Genomic DNA, 19485 nt, shown 5'->3' with positions numbered 1-19485 from the left:
CGTTTATGCCTCGTTCTGTTGTGGTTGAGTTGTTGGCGTATTCGCCGTGAAGAACTCGTCACCAAAGTTGTGATTGATTAGGTGTTGTGCGTCGCAATCGCCTGCTTGGAATGGAATCAGAGTTAGTCCGTAGCGGAACTCATCCATGTACACGCGGTAAGAATCCAACACTTCGCTTCCCCAAGAGTTTGAGCCTAAGCCCATCACTTGGTGGTCTAGATTCAGCGTGATGTAACCGCTCTTCTCTAGCTCAATGGTATGTTGTGCTTGGTGCAGGTTTTGATTGGTGTAGAACCATGCGCTGAAGTTGATTTCTTGCTGTGGTTTTACCGCAATACCATTACCCGCGCGGCTTGAAAGCGCAGCCCAACGAACATGCTGGCGGTTGCCGTTGTTTTGCGGGAACGGATAGTTCTCGAACATGTCTGCAACCGTTGATTGGTAAACGTCAATCATGTTGGCATGCTTGCTGTCTTGGTAGTTCTCTTCAGGGCCGCGGCCGTAGTATTGAACCTGGTCAAAGTCGCCATTAATGCCCATATCGAAACCAATCACTGGAATCACGTGTGGGTAATCACCGTAACGTTCACCGCTTAATTCAACGTTCAGTTGGCCTTCAGCGCTGATTTGGTAGCGATATTCACAACGCATACCGAAATCAAATACAGGTGGAGCAATGATGCTGGTGGTCGTGATCTCTACCTTGCCATTTACCTGTTCAACGTTAAGCGTGCGGAAGTGCTCCTGCATGATTTGTAGGTGTGCAGGCTCCCAGTAACCATCGTGCTCTTGCTTATGGTTATCGATCATTGGCTTGAAGAAGTTGATTCGTGGCTCTGACTTAATCATCTCTTCACCGTTTACTAACCATGACGTCAGCTTGCCGTTCACTTTCGAGAAGTTAAGTGCAAAGTTATGGCCTTTGATTAGGTAAGCAAGACGAGACTCTTCAACATTCAGTGCCGTTGCATTGTTGTTGGTGAAGGCTTCTAGCTGTGCTGTATTCTCTTTCACTTGGAATTGGTACACCGCGATGTCGTGGTTCGCTTCGCTGTAAGGCGTGCGAGAATCTTTGCGTACAGTAAAGTTCACAAACACTTCGCGCTCATCAAGTTGTGGCAAGTTAAGTGTCAGTTCACGGCTAGAGTTTTCAGCCAGCTCTTCAACCTTGATGTGTTGTACTGCAATGGTTTCGCCCTCAGCACGGATTTCCGCAGTGATGGTGTAGTCATCGATGTTTGAGAACCAAAGCTTGTTATCAACGGTAAAGGTGCCAGTTTGTGCATCAAAATCGCGAAGCTTCACAGGGGCAATGACTTGCTTGTATTCTTTCAAGCCTGGGCCTGGAGTTTGGTCTGGGTAGATCAAGCCGTCCATACAGAAGTTGTAGTTATTCGGGTAGTCACCGTAGTCACCGCCGTACTTGTAGAACTCTGTGCCTTCTTCATCACGCGCCAGAATGCCGTGGTCACACCATTCCCAAACATAGTGACCTTGAATAGAATCGTGCTTGTAGAATACGTTTTGGTATTCGGTTAAACCGCCAGGGCCGTTACCCATTGCGTGCGCGTATTCACAGATGATGCGTGGTTTTTCGTGAGGGAATTCACCGAAGGCATTCATCAATTGAGCACGTGAGTACATGGTTGAAATGATGTCGACCACTTCAGCATCACGGTCTTCTTCATAGTGAACCAAGCGTGTGTCATCAATTGCTTTTGCCGCATCGTACATAGCACGGATGTTGCAGCCGTAGCCCGATTCATTACCTAGCGACCACATGATGATAGAAGGGTGGTTCTTTTGAGCGTGGATATGACGTTCGATACGCTCAACAAACACCGCTTCCCATGCTACATCGTTTGTGATGCGACTTAGGTCGCCAACGTTAGCAAAGCCGTGTGTTTCGACATCGGTTTCGCCCATAACGAATAGACCGTAGATATCACATAGCTCGTAGAAGCGTGGGTCGTTCGGGTAGTGCGCAGTACGTACTGAGTTGATGTTGTGTTGCTTCATCAACACAAGGTCTTTCTCTACGCGATCCATGCCGACAGCACGACCTTTTAGGTGGTCGTTGTCGTGTCGGTTTACACCATGCAGCATCACGTATTTGTTGTTGATGTAGAACAGACCATCGCGAACTTTAATGTCACGGAAACCAACACGTTGTGGAATGACTTCTAGCACTTTGCCATCGGCGTCTTTTAGCGTTAGCAATAGTTGGTAAAGGTATGGGTTTTCAGCGTTCCATTGAACAGGGTTCACTACATCGATAGAGAATTGAGTATTCGCATTGCCGCCAGTCTGTTGGTTAGGAACAGTTAGGTTATCTACTGAGCCTTGCGAGATAACTTGGCTGCCATCAAGCAATGCGTACTCAAGGTTTGCGTTTGCCGCTGCGGCTAGATTTTCTAATACAACGTTGCACGATAGGGTAGCGCTTTGGTAAGCATCATCGAAGTCAGTGCGAACCGTTAGATCTTGAACGTGCAGTTGCTCTTTACCGACAAGGTAAACATCACGGAAGATACCGCCTGTCCACCACATGTCTTGGTCTTCAATGTAAGTGGAATCGGCCCACTGCATCACGCGGATAGACAGTAGGTTGTTGCCTGCTTTTACGTGGCTAGAGATATCGAATTCAGCCGTTAGGCGACTGCCTTTGCTGAAGCCAACATATTCGCCGTTTACGTAAACTTCGAAGTAAGTTTCAACGCCATCAAATTTGATGATGGTTTGTTTCTCGTCCCAGCTTTCGCCAAGGAAGAAAGAGCGTTGGTAAGCGCCTGTTGGGTTGTCTGATGGTACGAAAGGTACATCAATTGGGAATGGGAAACCTTCATCTGTGTATTGAAGATCGCCGTGGCCTTCCATTTGCCACATGTTTGGAACCGTGATGTTGCCCCAGTAGCTCATCTCTTGAGAGTAAAACTCTTCAGGAACTAATAGTGGGTTGGTGAAATAGCTGAAATTCCATTGGCCACTCAATAGTTGGAAATGGCTGCTAAGTTCACGCTGAAACGTTTTTGCACTTTTTTCTGATGCGTACGAGAAGAAGTATGCACGCGGTGCCATACGGTTCTCATGTAAGTTCAGGAAGTTTTCCCAGTTGTTCACGTTGCCTCTCTCTCGGTCTGAATGCAGTTTGCTGACCGACGTTCTTATGCGTAATTGGGTCGTAGTGAATACGAGTATTTTTGGACTGAGGTAATTATTAGTAAAACTTTTACTAAATGAAATTAGTGAAAACGTTTTACTTTAACTCCATCACGTTTTTTAAGGTCTTTTTACGGTGCTGTGTGATCCACTTAAAAGAATGCTATTAGCTGATTTATGAAGCAGGTTAAACGGGGGGATATGTGTACATTGATGTATCTGACAGGCACAAAAGAGGCCACCTTTAGTAAAGGTGGCCTTAATGTATTTATTTGATATTACTGATTATTTTGTTGTATCGCGCAGCTTGAGTTTGCTTGGTACATAGACGCGTAATGGGATAGTTCGACCGTCGCGAACTTTCTCGATCAGCAGGTTAACGCCTTGAATTCCCATTAGTTCAGAGTGAATACGAACTGTCGATAAAGATGGGAAGGTAAATTTAGCTGTTGGGATGTCATTTACACTAATCAGCGCAATATCTTCAGGAATGTTTAATCCGTGTTCATGAACTGCTCGTAAAACGCCAATTGCGATGGAATCTGATGCAATAAACATGGCTTTAGGGTAGTCGCCAGTCGCGAGCATCTGTTTTGCAAGCTTGTAACCTGAAGAGCTAGAGAAATCACCGCGGTAGATATCTTGTTCACTGACAACGCTCTTGAGGCTGCCATATTCAGCAAAGGCCACTTCGCGAATATCTGGGGTATTGATGTCGTCTTGCCCACCAATAAAACCGATGCGTTGGTAGCCTTGGTTGATAAAGAAGTTGGTGATCTCTTTACTGATCAAAGCCAGGTCGATATCGACAGAGTCATAAGGTTCTGAGTGATCAGTAAAATCAACATAACAGATATTATCGCTCAGCTTTTTGGCTTGTTCGATAACCTCTGGTGTCATTCTTCCTACCAACAAAACACCTGTAATTGGCGCTGAGTTTATTTGTATTTTACTTTCATAACAGTTGGTTAGCTTAACCTCCATCTTTTCACATTGGGTTTCAATCCCGTGGCGAATCGATAGATAGTAAGGGTCGTTAACTTCCGCTTCTTGCTTGTAGTTATACAAGGCAAGGAAGTGATGGTTCTGCTTCTTACTGCTAACGGTTTTTCGTGAGCTGCTGGTTTTGTATTCCAACTTCTCTGCAATTTCAAAGATACGCCTTTTGGTCTCTTCCTTGACGCTTAATGTTGGATCTTCATTGAGAACCCTTGAAACTGTAGCCAATGATACATTCGCTTCAGTCGCGATATCTTTTAACGTTGCCATACTCACTTCCTGTTATTGGAACATTGCGCTGCTTTGAAATTGATGTTTAGTAAAAAAGCAATGCACCTCTTTATTCTACAGACCTATTGTAATCAAACTGGAAGTCATTGCATTAACTTTTAGTAAAATAAATGCTCAACTCATCTGTGATGTCTCAAATCTAACTATCTATAATTATCTTATTAAAATTCAATGAATTAGAGGTTAGCGGTTATACATTTCATCTATGCCATGATCAGCACTAATGATGAAAGTGAGTGTAAACGTTTACACTTCGTGGTTTTGATCACAGAATTATAGTCAAAATGGCTGCTACTATTTCTGGCATACGGTGCTACTGAGCTGAATGTCAGTTCGAGTTAGCCCACGAATGACGACAAAGAGAGGTTGATTGTGAAAGTACTGGTTACGGGCGGCATGGGTTACATCGGAAGTCATACATGCATTCAAATGATACAGGCAGGTATGGATCCGATCATTGTTGATAACCTTTGCAACAGCAAAGAGCTAGTGCTGGAACGAATCGAATCGTTAACTGGCAAGCGCCCAACGTTTTATCTTGGCGACATTCGTGACCAATCTTTTCTAGATAGCGTGTTTTCGGAAAACGATATCCAAGCGGTGATTCACTTTGCTGGCCTGAAAGCGGTAGGGGAGTCGGTGGCTAAGCCTTTGGAGTACTACGATAACAACGTCAATGGTTCACTAGTGTTAGCTCGATGCATGAAGAAAGCGGGTGTGAAAAGCATCGTATTTAGCTCTTCGGCTACTGTTTATGGTGATCCAGAAGTAGTGCCAATTACTGAAACTTCACCAACTGGCGCAACCACCAACCCTTATGGTCGCAGCAAGTATATGGTGGAAGAGTGCTTAAGCGATCTATTCAACGCGGAGAACGATTGGAGCGTGACTTTATTGCGTTACTTCAACCCAGTAGGCGCACATCCATCGGGCACCATGGGTGAAGATCCACAAGGTATCCCAAATAATTTAATGCCGTTTATTGCTCAAGTAGCTGTTGGTCGTCGTGAAAAACTGGCTGTTTTTGGAAACGATTACCCAACAGTCGATGGCACAGGCGTTCGTGACTACATTCACGTGATGGATTTAGCGGATGGCCACGTAGCTGCATTGAAAGTGGTTGGCGAGAAGGCTGGCCTACACATTTACAACCTAGGTACGGGCAAAGGCTCAAGTGTACTTGAGATGGTTGAAGCCTTCGCACAGGCATCGGGTAAGCCTGTTCCTTATGAACTTTGCCCACGCCGCGCTGGTGACATTGCCGAATGTTGGGCAAGCACAGAAAAAGCTGAGCGCGAACTGGGCTGGAAGGCGACGCGTAGCGTGATGGAAATGACGGCGGATACGTGGAACTGGCAGTCGAATAACCCGAACGGCTACTAGCCTGGGTAATCGAAGTTGCCTAGCTGCAACTCCAATTCCTTTGGGGAAGGCAGATTAAGAGAGATTCCAGGTATCTCGTCCCTCGGTTCTGGAATGACGAATTTTAAACTACGATTTCTGAACGTCACTCCCTACAGCGAGGAACGAGCGTAATAGGGAATCTCCTTGTAGAAGAATTATTCGTCTTGGTGAATTGACCAAGACACAAAAATTAAGAGCAATGTAAGTATGTCAAAAGTTGAATTTAACCCAGTAGACCATCCGCACCGTCGTTATAACCCATTAACGGGTCAGTGGATCTTAGTATCACCGCACCGAGCAAAACGCCCTTGGAGTGGGCAAGACGAAAAACCATCGACAGCGCAGCTTCCTGCGTACGAGAAAGAGTGTTTCTTGTGCCCAACCAATACGCGTATTTCGGGCGACGAAAATCCAGATTACGACGGCACTTATGTATTTAGTAACGATTTCGCGGCGTTGATGCCTGACTCGCCTGACGCTCCAGAGTCTGACAATCCTCTATTTAAGACTCAAGGTGTTCGAGGGCTGAGCCGCGTTATCTGCTTCTCGCCAGACCACAGCAAAACATTGCCGGAACTACCGGTGAACAAAATTCGTGGTGTGATTGATACCTGGAATGAGCAGATAGAAGAGTTAGGTAAAGAGTACCTATGGGTTCAAGCATTTGAAAACAAGGGTGAGACCATGGGCTGCTCTCAGCCTCACCCACACGGCCAAATTTGGGCGAACAGTTTTTTACCAAACGAGATTGAACGTAAAGAAAAGCTTCTAAAAGAATATTTCGCGCAACAGGGCTCAAACCTATTAGTGGATTACGTTGAAGCTGAAATGAAAGATGGCTCACGCACTGTGGTTGAAACGGAACATTGGATTGCTGTAGTGCCTTACTGGGCAGCGTGGCCATTCGAAACTATGTTGCTGCCAAAAACGCACATTCGCCGTATGAGTGAACTGACTGACGAGCAGCGTGATGACTTGGCACTGGCGATCAAGAAGTTGACGAGCCGTTACGACAACTTGTTCCAGTGTTCATTCCCTTACTCAATGGGTTGGCACTATGCGCCGTTCTTTGAAGAAGGCACCGACATCGACCATTGGCAACTGCACGCGCTTTTCTACCCGCCGCTACTACGCAGTGCATCAGTTCGTAAGTTCATGGTGGGCTACGAAATGCTGGCGGAATCGCAACGCGATTTGACCGCAGAACAAGCGGCGCAACGTCTTCGTGATTTGAGTGACGTTCACTACAAAGAGCAGTAATACGCTGCTTAGTAAATAACAAGTGAGATTCCTGATATCTCGTCTCTCTATTCTGGAATGACGACGGGTAAGAAACCTAGGAGCTTAAATACCTAGGATTTTAAAAGCTGTGTTGTCATTTCCTATCGTAAGGGGCGCACGAGATAGGGAATCTAAAAGAATTAAAGTGGTGCCATGAAGGGGCCATAACCAATTGAACAAAGAGTTTAAGCAGAGAGTTTACTTATGTCTGATCTAATCCAAAACGTGAAAGCATCTTTTGAGCAAGTCCTTGGTTACCAAGCGACTCACATCGTTCAAGCACCAGGTCGTGTGAACCTGATTGGCGAGCACACTGACTACAATGACGGTTTTGTTCTACCGTGTGCCATTAACTACCAAACGGTAGTCGCAGCGGCTAAACGTGACGACAACATCGTACGTGTAGTATCAGTGGACTACGATAATGCGGTAGATGAATTCGATATCACGCAAGAGATTACCTTCCAACAAGACAAGATGTGGGCTAACTACATTCGTGGTGTGGTGAAGTGCTTAAAAGGTCGTGGTTTTCAATTTACAGGTGCAGATATCTCTGTAACGGGTAACGTTCCTCAAGGCGCGGGTTTAAGTTCTTCTGCGGCACTGGAAGTGGTCATTGGTCAAACATTTAAGGTGCTTTATAACCTAGAGATCACGCAAGCAGAAGTGGCGCTGAACGGTCAGCAAGCGGAAAACGAATTTGTGGGTTGTAATTGCGGCATCATGGACCAAATGATCTCGGCGGAAGGCCAAGCAAACCATGCCATGCTTTTGGACTGTCGTAGCCTTGAAACTCAAGCGGTTTCAATGCCTGAAGATATGGCTGTAGTTATCATCAACTCGAACAAGAAACGCGGCTTAGTCGACAGCGAATACAATACACGTCGTGAACAGTGTGAAGAAGCGGCTCGTATCTTTGGTGTTCCAGCACTTCGTGATGTGACTATTGAACAGTTCAAAGCGAAAGAGTCTGAGTTAGATGAGATGGTTGCGAAACGTGCGCGTCACGTGATAACCGAAAATGACCGTACCGTTGAAGCGGCTCAAGCTCTGCGCACTCATGATATGAAACGTATGGGTGAGTTGATGGCAGAATCGCATGCATCAATGCGTGATGACTTTGAAATCACGGTTAAAGAGATTGATACGCTGGTGGATATGGTTAAAGAAGTGATCGGAGAGCAAGGCGGCGTTCGTATGACGGGCGGTGGTTTTGGTGGCTGCATCGTGGCATTGGCTCCACCTGCATTGGTTGATGAAATCAAAACAACCGTTGAGCAGAAATATCAGGCAGCGACGGGCCTAAAAGAATCGATTTATGTGTGCCAAGCGAAAGACGGCGCGGGCTTAGTTGAAGTAATCTAGCTGTTTCGAGACTTAATATAGAGCTTACCAACGAAAAAGATCATGGTAGGCCAAATACTAAAGCCTTTACCTTAACGTAGAGGCTTTTTACTGGCAGTGGAAGGAATTTAGAATGACACAAACGCAGAACCTGCATCAATCCATGACAGCAACAGCAGCCTATGATGGCCAACCTGCTCAGCTTGTCACGCTGTCGAATACACACGGCATGGAAGTGACATTCATGGATATTGGCGCAACGTGGTTGAGCTGTATCTTGCCAGTAAAAGGAAACAGACGAGAAGTGCTATTGGGTGTCGATTCAATGGATAACTTCGAGAAGCAAGCCAGTTATATGGGGGCCACAGTTGGTCGCTATGCTAACCGCATTGCTAATGGTCGTTTCAAAATTGATGGCCAGAACTACAAACTGGAAACCAACCAAGCGGGCAATACCTTGCATGGTGGTCCGAATGGTTTTGATAAACGCCGTTGGAATATTGCCGAGCAAAGCGAAACGTCAGTGGTGTTTAATTTAGAGTCTGCTGATGGCGACCAAGGATTTCCGGGTAATTTGAATGTGTCGGTGCGTTATGACATCACCGAAGATAATCGAGTTTCTATTAATTATTCTGCATCTACAGACAAGCCAACTGTGGTCAACCTAACGAATCACGCGTACTTCAATCTACTTGGCGCAGAAGCCGGACATGATTGCTTGTCACACATTGTGAGTATTAATGCTAATCAGTTCTTACCGACCAATTCGGTAGGTATCCCGTTAGGCAACCTTAAATCGGTGAAATCGACCAGCTTTGATTTCAATCAGCCTATGATGATCTCAGAGCGTTTGTTGGGTGATGAACAGCAGAAAGCAGCAAAGGGTTACGACCACTCTTTTTTATTGGCTGACGGCTGTAAGCGAACTCAATGCGCAGCTACCGTAACGTCACCGGACGCCCTAGTCACACTAAAAGTATTTTCAACCAAACCTGCGATGCAGCTATACACTGGAAACTGGCTTGGTGGTACACCAAATCGAAGTGGTGGCAGCTATGAAGATTACGCGGGTTTGGCGCTAGAAACCCAGTTCTTACCTGACTCTCCTAACCACCCAGAGTGGAAGCAGGATAGTTGTATTCTCAAGCCTGAACAAGAATATAGCTACCGTACCTGTTACCAGTTTGAATTTTCGGGGGATTCTTCAAACTAGTACGCTCTAGCTCAAAGCGGTTACGCCAATGTCTTTTGTTTGTGAATAGAACGATGTGAACTATCGCGTAGTTCTTGGGGGATGAGCAAAAGTGGCTCTCAACAAGAGTGTGATTTATTAAGCGCGATTGTTGGGGATAAGAGTAAGGTAGGAAAGCCCTAACAGAAGCGATTCTGTTAGGGCTTTTTTTGCTGTTCGGCGAGTTGACCAGAACTTAGATTTTAGGCTTTTTCTACCGAATTACGGCGCACCAGAGTTGGAGAAAACATCATTGGCTCAGTTGAGGTACTTTCACCTTTGGCCAAGTGCAACGCGAGTCGTGTCGCTTTCTCTGCCATCATCTGAATTGGGTAACGAATAGTGGTTAGCTTTGGATGAACATAGCGGGCAATCAAGCCATCGTCGAAACCGATGATCGACATTTTGTCTGGCGCTTGAATACCGTTTTCATCAAGGACAGATAAAGCCCCTGCTGCCATATAATCGTTGTAGGCCACAATACCGGTGATTGGCAGTGATTTAGTCAAAAGGTTGGTCATGGCGTATTCGCCACCGTCACTGGTGGGAGCCGAGAATTCAATATAGCTTTCAGATAGCGCTATTTTGTAGTCTGAGAGCGCCGCTAAGTAACCTTGAACACGCTCATCGGCATCTTCAATGTTGTGTGATGAGGCGATACAGGCGATGTTCTTATGACCATGGCGGATCAGATATTCCGTCGCAAGATACGCGCCTTTCTTGTTGTCTAAGAAAATACAACGGTTGGCAATCTCGGCAATATAACGGTTGATCAGTACTAAGCCTTTGACTTCTTTTGCATAGGCGATCAGTTCTTCGTCGGTGAGGCCTTTTGAGTGAATCACCAAGGCGTCGCAACGGCTGTTGATCAGTAATTCGATCGCTTTCCTCTCTTCTTCACGATCGTGTGAACCATTGCCTACGAGAATATGCTTTCCATTTTCACGAGCGATATTATCGACCGCTTTAACCAGCGTGCCAAAAAAGGGATCGGAGATGTCACCGACTAATACACCAACAGTGTTAGTGCTTTGGCTTACTAGTGCACGAGCATTGGCATTCGGGCGATAGCCGAGTTTAGACATCGCTTTAGTTACAGACTCTACCGAGCTTGCACTCGCCTTGGGAGACTTGTTGATCACTCGAGATACGGTTGCAACAGAAACACCAGCTTCCTTTGCTACATCTTTAATTGTTGCCATTTTTAACCTCTATATATTGCTGCATCTATTTAACACCGACAATGAGTGCAAGGCAATGAAACTCTCATTTTACTTCCAGTAATGAGATCTTTACCGCTTGTAATTATTAGGCTTAATGCTAGTGTAAACATTTACATTTTACTCAATTTTAGTAAATAATTTGATGGGTAAAAATAAATCAATATAGGAAGTGAGAAATGGATACAGTCTCTTATGGTGACTTTGCTAAGTTAGAAATGCGTGTGGGTAAGATCATTGAGGTTGTGCGTCATGAAAACGCAGACAAGCTTTACATCGTGCAAGTGGATGTGGGTGAGAAGACGCTACAAACAGTGACTAGCCTAGTACCTTATTACACAGAAGAAGAGTTGATGGGTAAGCAGGTTGTTGTTTTGTGCAATCTAGCAAAGGCGAAGATGAGAGGCCACACTTCTGAGTGCATGTTGTTATGTGCAGAAACGGAAGATGAATCCGAAAGTGTATTGCTGACCCCTGAACGTGCGATGCCAGCAGGTATTCGAGTCGTTTAAGCTCGCTTTAGGTTGGTGAGTTAATGTACTTACCAACCTAAATTAACTAGCTTTGTAGATCAATTAGTTATCCAGGATCAACTAGCTGCGTACGGTCAGTATTAAACCATCAATCACACTGTGGTGATGATCGGAAACCCCAGCAAGGTTGCCGTATTTAGGTTGGTGGCGATCATTTTCTAATGGGTGGTGCCAACCTTGTGTGTGTCTAACAAAGTGAGCAGCAAAGCTTTCAGACACTTCTAAACATCCTGCCAATACCGTGTCGACATAGGTTTGAACGATAGGGCTGTTTTCGCAAGGTGCTTCAATCTCGTCTTTAATGTAAACCCAGATCGATTGGTCCTGCTTGAACTCGTTTTGGCTTTCTATCTGAGAGGACTTTAATTCGATTCGGTGATAACCACGTTCACGGCGATCAAACTCAGCCAGTGCAATATCATCCACCTCCAGCAAAACACCATTCACTTGTCCTTCGCCGAGATTCACGACCAAAGGTGATAGAACATAGCTGTCATCGATTTTACTCCAATAGCGAATTAAGCCATGAACAATCGCAGGGATCGCTTGCCCAGTCTGACCGGTAAGTTGGCGTGAAGATGAGTTGATTAAGCTACCATAACCAAAAATATACATCGCATTCCTTGTCTGAGTTCTTCCATTTAAGTCTAGTCTTACTATATGTGTCGTTTCATCAAAAGTCAGCCGTTTTTATTTTTACACACTCAGAAGTCAAATTGACTCTTTGTGTTGTGTTTAATTGACTCTTTTTTAGCTTCGAAAAGTGTGTTTTTTGTTGTTTTTAAAAGGTTTCTTTGTTTGGCGCGCTTCGTGCATTGTTGAAAGCAATATTGCAGTAAAAATTACTGCATCACGAATTTAGCTAATACATAGCAATTCCCAGAAGCCATGCTTGGCTTGTTATCTGAAATGAGGAACGAGTTTGTTAAATATCACAGATAAAAGTGTAGAAGATGCGATTCCTGCATATCTTCGTTTAGGTTTTAGACCTTTCTTCTTTTTAGGCAGTCTCTATGCTGTGATCGCGATTGTGGCTTGGGTCATCATGTTCCAAAACGGTCAGCCAGAAATGCTAAAAGTACCGGCACTTTGGTGGCACGTACATGAAATGCTATTTGGTTTCTCAATGGCGATCGTGGTTGGTTTTGTGTTAACGGCGGTACAAACGTGGACGGGAGTAAACGGAACTAAGCACTATCGGTTAGCTGCCCTTGTTGGCTTATGGCTAGCTCCTCGTATTCTATTTTGGACACCCGCACCGTTATGGCTGATCTCGTCGGTTGAGGCGTTGTTCTTAGTTTTCGCCGCCTACGAGATTGGCTTTCGTGTCGTGAAGTCAAAGGGGTGGAAGAACCTGTTCTTTGTACCTCTGTTTATATTGGCTATCGTAGCGAACTTTGCTAGTTATGCGACTATTAAGGGCATGCCTCCATTCCCATCGTCTGCAGTTTGGCAGGCTATGTTGTGGTGGTTTACCTTGCTGCTATCAGTGATGGGTGGACGAGTGATCCCGTTCTTCACTGCGCGTCGTTTTGATTTTGAAAAAGCACAGCCATTGGTTTGGTTGGAATGGCTAGCGAATCTACCTTTGGTTGGCTTATTTGTGTTGAGCTTCTTCCCACTGAGCTTTGCTCAAGTCGGTAATGAGTTGATGGTATTTGCAGGTGTGACTCAGTTGGTGCGCTTTATCCGCTGGAAACCTTGGACAACCTTGTCTGAACCCTTGGTGTGGTCACTGCATGCGGCTTACTTATGTATCCCTCTCAGCTTGCTGCTACGAGGTTTATTAGACAACCCGTTCGCGAGCCACAATATGCTGCACTTGTTTGCGGTTGGCGGTTTGAGTGGATTAATTCTTGCGATGATTACGCGCGTGACCATGGGGCACACTGGCCGTGCTATCTACAAAGGACCAAGCATGGCGTTAGCATTCTCTGCAATTTTTGTGGCAGCGCTAGTACGTAGCTTAGGTGTCACCTTCTTCCCAGGTTACTTGTTTGAGATGGTGAACATCAGCGCAGGCTTATGGACGCTGGCGTTTGGTTTGTTTATCTGGAAGTTCGGAATGATGTTGTTAACTCCAAGAGTGGATGGTCACCCGGGCTAAGTGAATTTCAGTCTATTGATTAAAAAAGGGAAGCGTTGAACTTCCCTTTTTTGATCGTGTTGAAAAGTGCGCTCACTCCAATAAATCATTAACTATTCTCTGCAAGATATTGGCGTATTTGGGTAATGAGGTCTTCTTTGGCGTGAGGGGAGATGAAGCTCGCTTCTACTGCGTTAATGCTGAACTGCGCTAATTCGCTTTTCGTTAACGAGTGAGCATTGGCGACGGCGAGGAAGTTATCATTCATATAGCCGCCGAAGTAAGCGGGGTCATCTGAATTGATGGTGACGCACAACCCTTTTCGGAGCAGTTCAACAATGTTGTGCTGTTGCATGTTATCAAAGACTTTGAGCTTAGTATTTGATAGCGGGCAGACTGTCAGCGGTGTGCGTTTGGCTATTAGCTGCTCCATCAGTTCTTCATCTTCAACACAGCGAACGCCATGATCAATTCGGGTAATGCCTAATAAGCTTAATGCGTCGATAATATTTTGTGCTGGGCCTTCTTCTCCGGCGTGCGCTACGGTCAGGAACCCTTGGTTGATCGCCTCTTGAAAGACATGTTTAAACTTCTCCGGCGGGTTGCCTTGCTCTGATGAATCTAGTCCAACGGCAATAATCTTATCTTTAAAGGGAAGGGCTTGTTTAAGCGTTTCAAAAGCGCTGTCTTCATCAAGATGGCGCAGAAAGCACATGATCAGTTGGCTGCTTATTCCAAGTTCATGTGTAGCTTGGTCGAGTGCTCGAGTAATACCAGTTACTATGACCTCAAAGGCAATGCCACGCTCAGTGTGAGTCTGAGGATCAAAGAATATCTCAGTATGGACCACATTATCTTGTAGGCACTTCAACAGATAAGCCCAAGTGAGGTCATAAAAATCCTGTTCATGAATCAGTACGTTAGCGCCTTGGTAATAGATATCGAGAAAGGACTGTAGATTGTGGAACTGGTATGCGTCTCGCACTTGTTCTGGGTTCTCAAAGGGGATCGACACGTTATTGCGCCTGGCGAGTTGGAACATCAACTCTGGCTCTAACGTACCTTCTATGTGTAAGTGCAGCTCAACCTTCGGTAAGTGTTTGATGAAGCTATCCATAGCAACTCCTTAGCTATTTTAATTATGGGCGGAGTAGGTGAGACGGTAGAGTCTATAACCTGAGCAAGCCGGTATCTCTTTCATTTATCTCTGTTTGAGCATAGTCCATTTCATTGCTGTCGATAAAATAGGGCACAAGTTGGTGGTGAATAGAGAGTTATGAACTAGTTGAAATCAGGCGCAAACGATTTGCAGCATTGGAGTGTGATCCGCTGCAAATATTTGCAGCAATATTCATTGATTTGTGCTCTAATACCGCGCTTACCAAGGGATGGTGTTAAAAGATGCTCACTTAGATGGAGTTATCAAAGTTGACCGATCCCTTAATGATCTCCCTTAGGAAAAAATAGAACATGTCTAAGAACAAAAAATTTGATATCCGCCTTACAGAAAAACGCAACGGTTGGTGTGCAGAGATTACTCGTCAAGTAACGTCTCGCAGCACAACAGTATCTAAGCGTGAGTCTGGTTTCGAAACTGAAGCTCTAGCACAAGAGTGGGCAGAGAAAGAGCTAGCATCTTTCATCGCAAACCAAGCAGAACGTAACGAGCGTAAATCAGAGCAGCGTAAAGAGCGTGACGAACTACGTCACACTAAAGAGCTTAAAGCTGAGCAAGCACGTGAAGCGCGCGCTAAAGCTCGTGCAGAAGAGCAAGAAGACGCTGAGTAATTCAGTGCACGATTAATTTATAGTTCCCTTAATTTTAAGATAAGGGACTTATAAAAAAAGCCCCAATATAGTCACCTATATTGGGGCTTTTTCGTTTGTGGAGTTCGTTTCTATTTTGCTTAAGATCGACGGCTTTAGCTTGTCGCTTTTGACGTCGATCTCTTAATCTTTAATCAGTTGTTTAGAGCTGTTAGCCAATCGTCTTCTGCTACTTCTTCAATGTAGCTCTCTACTGATTGTCCCACTTCTTCATCGTCTTGCTTGAAGTAAGCTATGTGGAACACAGCATCACCTTCGTTTACCAAAGGAAGAGTCTGCTGACCAATCACGATACCACCTTTGGTCGTGATCACTTGGCCTTCTTGGTGACCTAGCGGAGAACTGATGTAAGCCAGAGTTTGCCCTGCTTCAACTTGTTCGCCAAGTCTTACCATGTTACGCAAAATGCCGTCTGACTCAGCGCGGATCCAGCTGGTGGACTTACTCAATACTGGCTCTGGCAACTTCTTACGGTTAGGGCGTAGCATACCGATTTCTTTCATCACTTGATGCACGCCAAGGTAACCTGCACGAATTGCTAGGTGATCAAAACGCAGCGCTTCACCACCTTCGTAAGTTAATACAGGGATACCAAGTTTTTCCGCTTCGCTACGAAGTGAGCCGTCACGCAGTGGAGAATCAATGATCACAGGCGTTGCGAACGCTTTTGCGATGCGCAGTGTTTCAGGATTCGATAGGTTTGCACGAATCTGTGGCAGATTGGTACGGTGAATCGCGCCCGTGTGTAGATCTAGAATATAATCACAGTGCTTTGCCACATTCTCGAAGAAGGTGTAAGCGATGCGTGATGTTAGTGAACCTTTCTCACTTCCAGGGAAGCAACGGTTTAGATCGCGACGGTCTGGTAGGTAACGAGATTTATGAATAAAGCCGAACACGTTAACGATAGGCACAACAATTAATGTCCCTTTCAGTTTCTTTGGATCAATCGCATTCGTTAGTTGTCGTGCAATCTCAACACCGTTTAGCTCATCGCCGTGGATAGCCGCATTTACCATCAGTGTCGGGCCTGCTTGGCGACCGTGAATAATTTCAATCGGGATCGAAAGTGGAGAGTGCGTGTAAAGCTGAGCCGCTTGCAGTTCAATCTCCATTCGCTGTCCTGGCTGAACAGTATAACCAAGTAATTCGAATGGTTGATTAGGTTTTAGTCTTGCCATTTAGGTTGTTCTCAACATGGTGATAATTCGTTAACACGGAATGTAGCAATCGTTGATTTTTAGTACGAATCAATCGGTTTACGGTAACGACAAAACTTTTTTGTGGAAGGGTGTGGTGAACGGTATTCCATGGATGGTAGCCTGTTTGGAATACGCTTTTTATTTGTAAGGTTTCTGACAATTTATTGATTTAACTCTGATAATTGTGTTTTTTGTACTTGCTATTATCCATCGCCATTTTTTGGCGGCCAATTTCAAATATCGAGATGAAAATGAAAAAAACAATTTCAAAAGTTGTAGCACTTGCAGTGGTATCTGTTGCTTTGTCTGGCTGTGTTGGTAGCAACGCAGTAACGGGTTACCTAATGAAGTTCAACCTTAAAGCCGTTGATAACCGTTACGCACGTGGCGGCTTAAACTTACTGTTGGCACCGGCGTACGGTCTAACCGTTGCTGCGGATTACCTAGTATTTAACTCTCTAGAATTCTGGACAGGTAGCAACCCACTTACGGGGGCACCACATATCTTTGATACTAAGGTTGATACTTACCTTGATATTAACCATCAGCTAGACCCGTCTCTAACGGAAGCGCCTGTAGGTCCAATCACTAATGTAAATATGATCGAAAAAGGTCAGATGCAGCAGATTGATGAAAACACCATCCAAATGGACATTACGTACCAATCAGGTGAGCGAGCGACGCTAATCGGTGTTCGCGATGGCGAGATGGTGACGTACTTCATCGATGGCGAAGTGGTTGCACAAACTTCAATTGATGAGCTAGAAAGCTATGCGGCTTCACGCGCTTAATTGTTTCTTTAGTCACAACTAGTTGATTACAAAGATTAGATACAAAAACAGGTACTCATTGAGTACCTGTTTTATTTTGTGTAGATGGATAGTGTTTACCGCGAAATCCTATCTATCGACAACATAATAGCTCGAACTATGCTTTTTCTGGGATTGCTTCTAATAGCGCAACCATTTGGTTCCAGAATAGTTCAACCGTATCAATCTTCACTTTCTCGTCTGGAGAGTGAGGGAACTTGATAGTAGGGCCGAAAGAAACCATGTCCATGTTCGGGTAAGGTTCTTTGAATAGACCACACTCAAGACCAGCATGGATAACCATGATGTTTGGCTTGTGACCGTAGATACCTTCGTACATGTCGCGGAAGATGTGCATGATTTCTGAATCAGCGTCTGGCTTCCAACCCGGGTAAGCGCCAGAGAATTCGATGTTCGCGCCTGCTAGTTCCGCAACTGAGTTCAGCATGCTTTCAACTTGGCTACGGCCAGAATCGATAAGAGAGCGGATCAGGCAAAGCACTGTGATTGAGTTTTCTTCAGTTGTGATAACCCCCACGTTTAGAGATGTTTCAACAACGCCTTCGATCTCATCACTCATGCGGATCACACCGTTTGGTGCCGCGTTAAGTGCTGCGATGAAGCGAGCTTGGTCAGCTGCTGCTAGGGCGCCCATTTCAACCGAAGCTTCTTCGTTGAAAGTCACAATGCTATCTTCTACTTTACCTAGCTCTGTTGAAAGAAGCTCTGTGTAGTAGTTGTATAGCGAAGCAAGTTTCTCTTGGTTTGCAGCAGGTACTGCAACCGTTACGAAGCCTTCACGAGGAATCGCGTTACGTAGGCTACCACCTTTGAATTCGACGATGCGTAGGTCTAGCTCTTTCGCGTGACCCGCTAGGAAGCGAGCAAGCAGTTTGTTCGCGTTTGCACGACCTGTGTGGATGTCACAACCAGAGTGACCGCCTTTAAGACCTTTCAGCGTTAGCTTGCGTGTTACGAAATCAGCAGGAATCGCGTTACGTGCCACATCAAATGTCATTGCACCGTCGATACCGCCAGCACAACCCATGTATACTTCGCCTTCTTGCTCAGAATCGGTGTTAAGAAGGATATCGCCTTCTAACCAACCCGCTTCAAGACCGAAAGCACCTGTCATGCCTGCTTCTTCGTCTACTGTTAGTAGAACTTCGATTGGGCCGTGCTTGATTTCGTTTGAAGCAAGAACTGCCAAACAAGAAGCCATGCCCATGCCGTTATCAGCGCCAAGCGTTGTGCCTTTTGCTGTAACCCACTCACCATCGATGTATGGTTGGATTGGATCTTTAGCGAAGTCATGAACTGTGTCTTCGTTCTTTTGTGGAACCATATCGATGTGAGCTTGTAGCACCACACCTTTTTTGTTTTCCATACCCGGCGTTGCAGGCTTCTTGATGAATACGTTGCCCGTTGGGTCACGACGTACGTCTAGGCCTTGCTCTGTTGCCCAAGCAATAATGTATTGAGCAAGCTCTTCTTCATGCTTAGAAGGGTGTGGGATTGAGCAAATTTTATCGAAGAACTGCCAGATAGGGGCAGGGGATAATTTACTGATCTCAGAATGGAATTCAGACACGGATGACTCCTTTTTTATTTGATAACCATATATTTAGGTTTTGTATAGATAAAAACCTAGAACAAAAAACTAAAATATGGGTCTGTTTTGATGGCAACAGCATACCACTTGAGTGTTTTGACGAGTAGCGCTTCTAAACCTCAAATAGCTCAAATTTTGAAAGCGATCTTGTCTATCTGATCATAATTAGGCGCCTTGATGCTTATAAATAGCACAGGCAAACGTTTGTTTAATTCAATTTTGTAATTTAATTACATAATCGGGTTTGTAAAATAACCGGAATTAGCCAAAAGTGTGACGCGTAGCAAAAAATACTTGTAATCTTTTTTCTTTGAGGTATATTAATAACCAACTTCTGAGATGAAGAGTAAATGCTCAAAGGATGAGTCCGTTTTATCGCCTCCAAGGAACCGAGAAATCAAATTCGTTTTTTATTGATTTATTAAGGTGATAGTTATGAAAGGTTTACCATCTGCAATGTTCTGGCTTAACAGCTCTGTTTACACTA

At 45.0% G+C, this 19485-nt stretch carries 15 protein-coding genes; 8 read left to right on the top strand and 7 right to left on the bottom strand.

The genetic code is table 11. The features are described from left to right. Positions 1-3: 3 nt before the first annotated feature. Both ebgA and ebgR read right to left on the bottom strand, forming a co-directional pair. Positions 4-3120 carry a beta-galactosidase subunit alpha gene (gene ebgA, locus OCV56_RS12585; RefSeq protein ID WP_086715302.1) on the bottom strand — a complete coding sequence of 1039 codons (3117 nt, stop codon included), beginning with the start codon at positions 3118-3120 and terminating at the stop codon, positions 4-6. A gap of 324 nt (positions 3121-3444) precedes the next feature. Continuing rightward, positions 3445-4428 carry a transcriptional regulator EbgR gene (gene ebgR, locus OCV56_RS12580; RefSeq protein WP_086715300.1) on the bottom strand — a complete coding sequence of 328 codons (984 nt, stop codon included), beginning with the start codon at positions 4426-4428 and terminating at the stop codon, positions 3445-3447. A 393-nt stretch (positions 4429-4821) separates the two neighbouring features. Here ebgR and galE point away from each other — a divergent pair, with 393 nt between their 5' ends. From galE to galM, 4 genes are all read left to right on the top strand, one after another. Next, complete coding sequence (galE, locus tag OCV56_RS12575; protein ID WP_086715297.1) at positions 4822-5832, top strand: UDP-glucose 4-epimerase GalE; 1011 nt, start codon at positions 4822-4824, stop codon at positions 5830-5832. Between the two features lie 228 nt (positions 5833-6060). Continuing rightward, on the top strand, positions 6061-7113 hold the full coding sequence (locus OCV56_RS12570) for a UDP-glucose--hexose-1-phosphate uridylyltransferase (RefSeq protein WP_086715296.1): 1053 nt from the start codon (positions 6061-6063) through the stop codon (positions 7111-7113). Positions 7114-7338: 225 nt separating this feature from the next. Then, entirely contained in the window at positions 7339-8499 is a 1161-nt protein-coding gene (gene galK / locus OCV56_RS12565) for a galactokinase (RefSeq protein ID WP_086715295.1), read from the top strand. 112 nt (positions 8500-8611) lie between these two features. Next, the gene (gene galM / locus OCV56_RS12560; protein ID WP_086715292.1) at positions 8612-9691 is read left to right on the top strand and encodes a galactose-1-epimerase; all 1080 of its coding nucleotides are present in this window, start codon (positions 8612-8614) and stop codon (positions 9689-9691) included. Positions 9692-9912: 221 nt separating this feature from the next. On the opposite strand, the gene OCV56_RS12555 is transcribed toward galM, so the two are convergent. Next, positions 9913-10911: a substrate-binding domain-containing protein gene (locus tag OCV56_RS12555; protein WP_086715290.1), complete on the bottom strand. Its 999-nt coding sequence runs from the start codon at positions 10909-10911 to the stop codon at positions 9913-9915. A 197-nt stretch (positions 10912-11108) separates the two neighbouring features. Between OCV56_RS12555 and OCV56_RS12550 the strand changes: the two genes are divergently transcribed. Then, the gene (locus OCV56_RS12550) at positions 11109-11441 is read left to right on the top strand and encodes a tRNA-binding protein (RefSeq protein ID WP_050711729.1); all 333 of its coding nucleotides are present in this window, start codon (positions 11109-11111) and stop codon (positions 11439-11441) included. An 81-nt stretch (positions 11442-11522) separates the two neighbouring features. Here the strand turns inward: OCV56_RS12550 and OCV56_RS12545 are convergent, their stop codons facing one another. Continuing rightward, positions 11523-12077: a gamma-glutamylcyclotransferase family protein gene (locus OCV56_RS12545; RefSeq protein ID WP_086715288.1), complete on the bottom strand. Its 555-nt coding sequence runs from the start codon at positions 12075-12077 to the stop codon at positions 11523-11525. 307 nt (positions 12078-12384) lie between these two features. Between OCV56_RS12545 and OCV56_RS12540 the strand changes: the two genes are divergently transcribed. Continuing rightward, a complete protein-coding gene (locus tag OCV56_RS12540) occupies positions 12385-13569 on the top strand; it encodes an NnrS family protein (protein WP_086715286.1) in 1185 nt (394 codons plus the stop codon). A gap of 88 nt (positions 13570-13657) precedes the next feature. Here the strand turns inward: OCV56_RS12540 and OCV56_RS12535 are convergent, their stop codons facing one another. Continuing rightward, entirely contained in the window at positions 13658-14665 is a 1008-nt protein-coding gene (locus OCV56_RS12535; protein WP_086715284.1) for an adenosine deaminase, read from the bottom strand. Between the two features lie 353 nt (positions 14666-15018). Here OCV56_RS12535 and OCV56_RS12530 point away from each other — a divergent pair, with 353 nt between their 5' ends. Then, on the top strand, positions 15019-15336 hold the full coding sequence (locus OCV56_RS12530; RefSeq protein ID WP_017056240.1) for a DUF3622 domain-containing protein: 318 nt from the start codon (positions 15019-15021) through the stop codon (positions 15334-15336). Positions 15337-15509: 173 nt separating this feature from the next. On the opposite strand, the gene OCV56_RS12525 is transcribed toward OCV56_RS12530, so the two are convergent. Next, positions 15510-16556: a succinylglutamate desuccinylase/aspartoacylase family protein gene (locus OCV56_RS12525; protein ID WP_017060792.1), complete on the bottom strand. Its 1047-nt coding sequence runs from the start codon at positions 16554-16556 to the stop codon at positions 15510-15512. 272 nt (positions 16557-16828) lie between these two features. Between OCV56_RS12525 and OCV56_RS12520 the strand changes: the two genes are divergently transcribed. Beyond that, the gene (locus tag OCV56_RS12520; protein ID WP_086715282.1) at positions 16829-17368 is read left to right on the top strand and encodes a DUF3332 domain-containing protein; all 540 of its coding nucleotides are present in this window, start codon (positions 16829-16831) and stop codon (positions 17366-17368) included. Positions 17369-17504: 136 nt separating this feature from the next. On the opposite strand, the gene OCV56_RS12515 is transcribed toward OCV56_RS12520, so the two are convergent. Continuing rightward, positions 17505-18977 carry an aminoacyl-histidine dipeptidase gene (locus tag OCV56_RS12515; RefSeq protein WP_086715280.1) on the bottom strand — a complete coding sequence of 491 codons (1473 nt, stop codon included), beginning with the start codon at positions 18975-18977 and terminating at the stop codon, positions 17505-17507. Between the last annotated feature and the right edge of the window lie 508 nt (positions 18978-19485).

It is taken from the genome of Vibrio gigantis (genome assembly GCF_024347515.1).
Taxonomy (GTDB): domain Bacteria; phylum Pseudomonadota; class Gammaproteobacteria; order Enterobacterales; family Vibrionaceae; genus Vibrio; species Vibrio gigantis.
The sequence above is the reverse complement of the archived record's forward strand: the minus strand, read 5'-3'. Positions and strand labels throughout refer to the sequence as shown.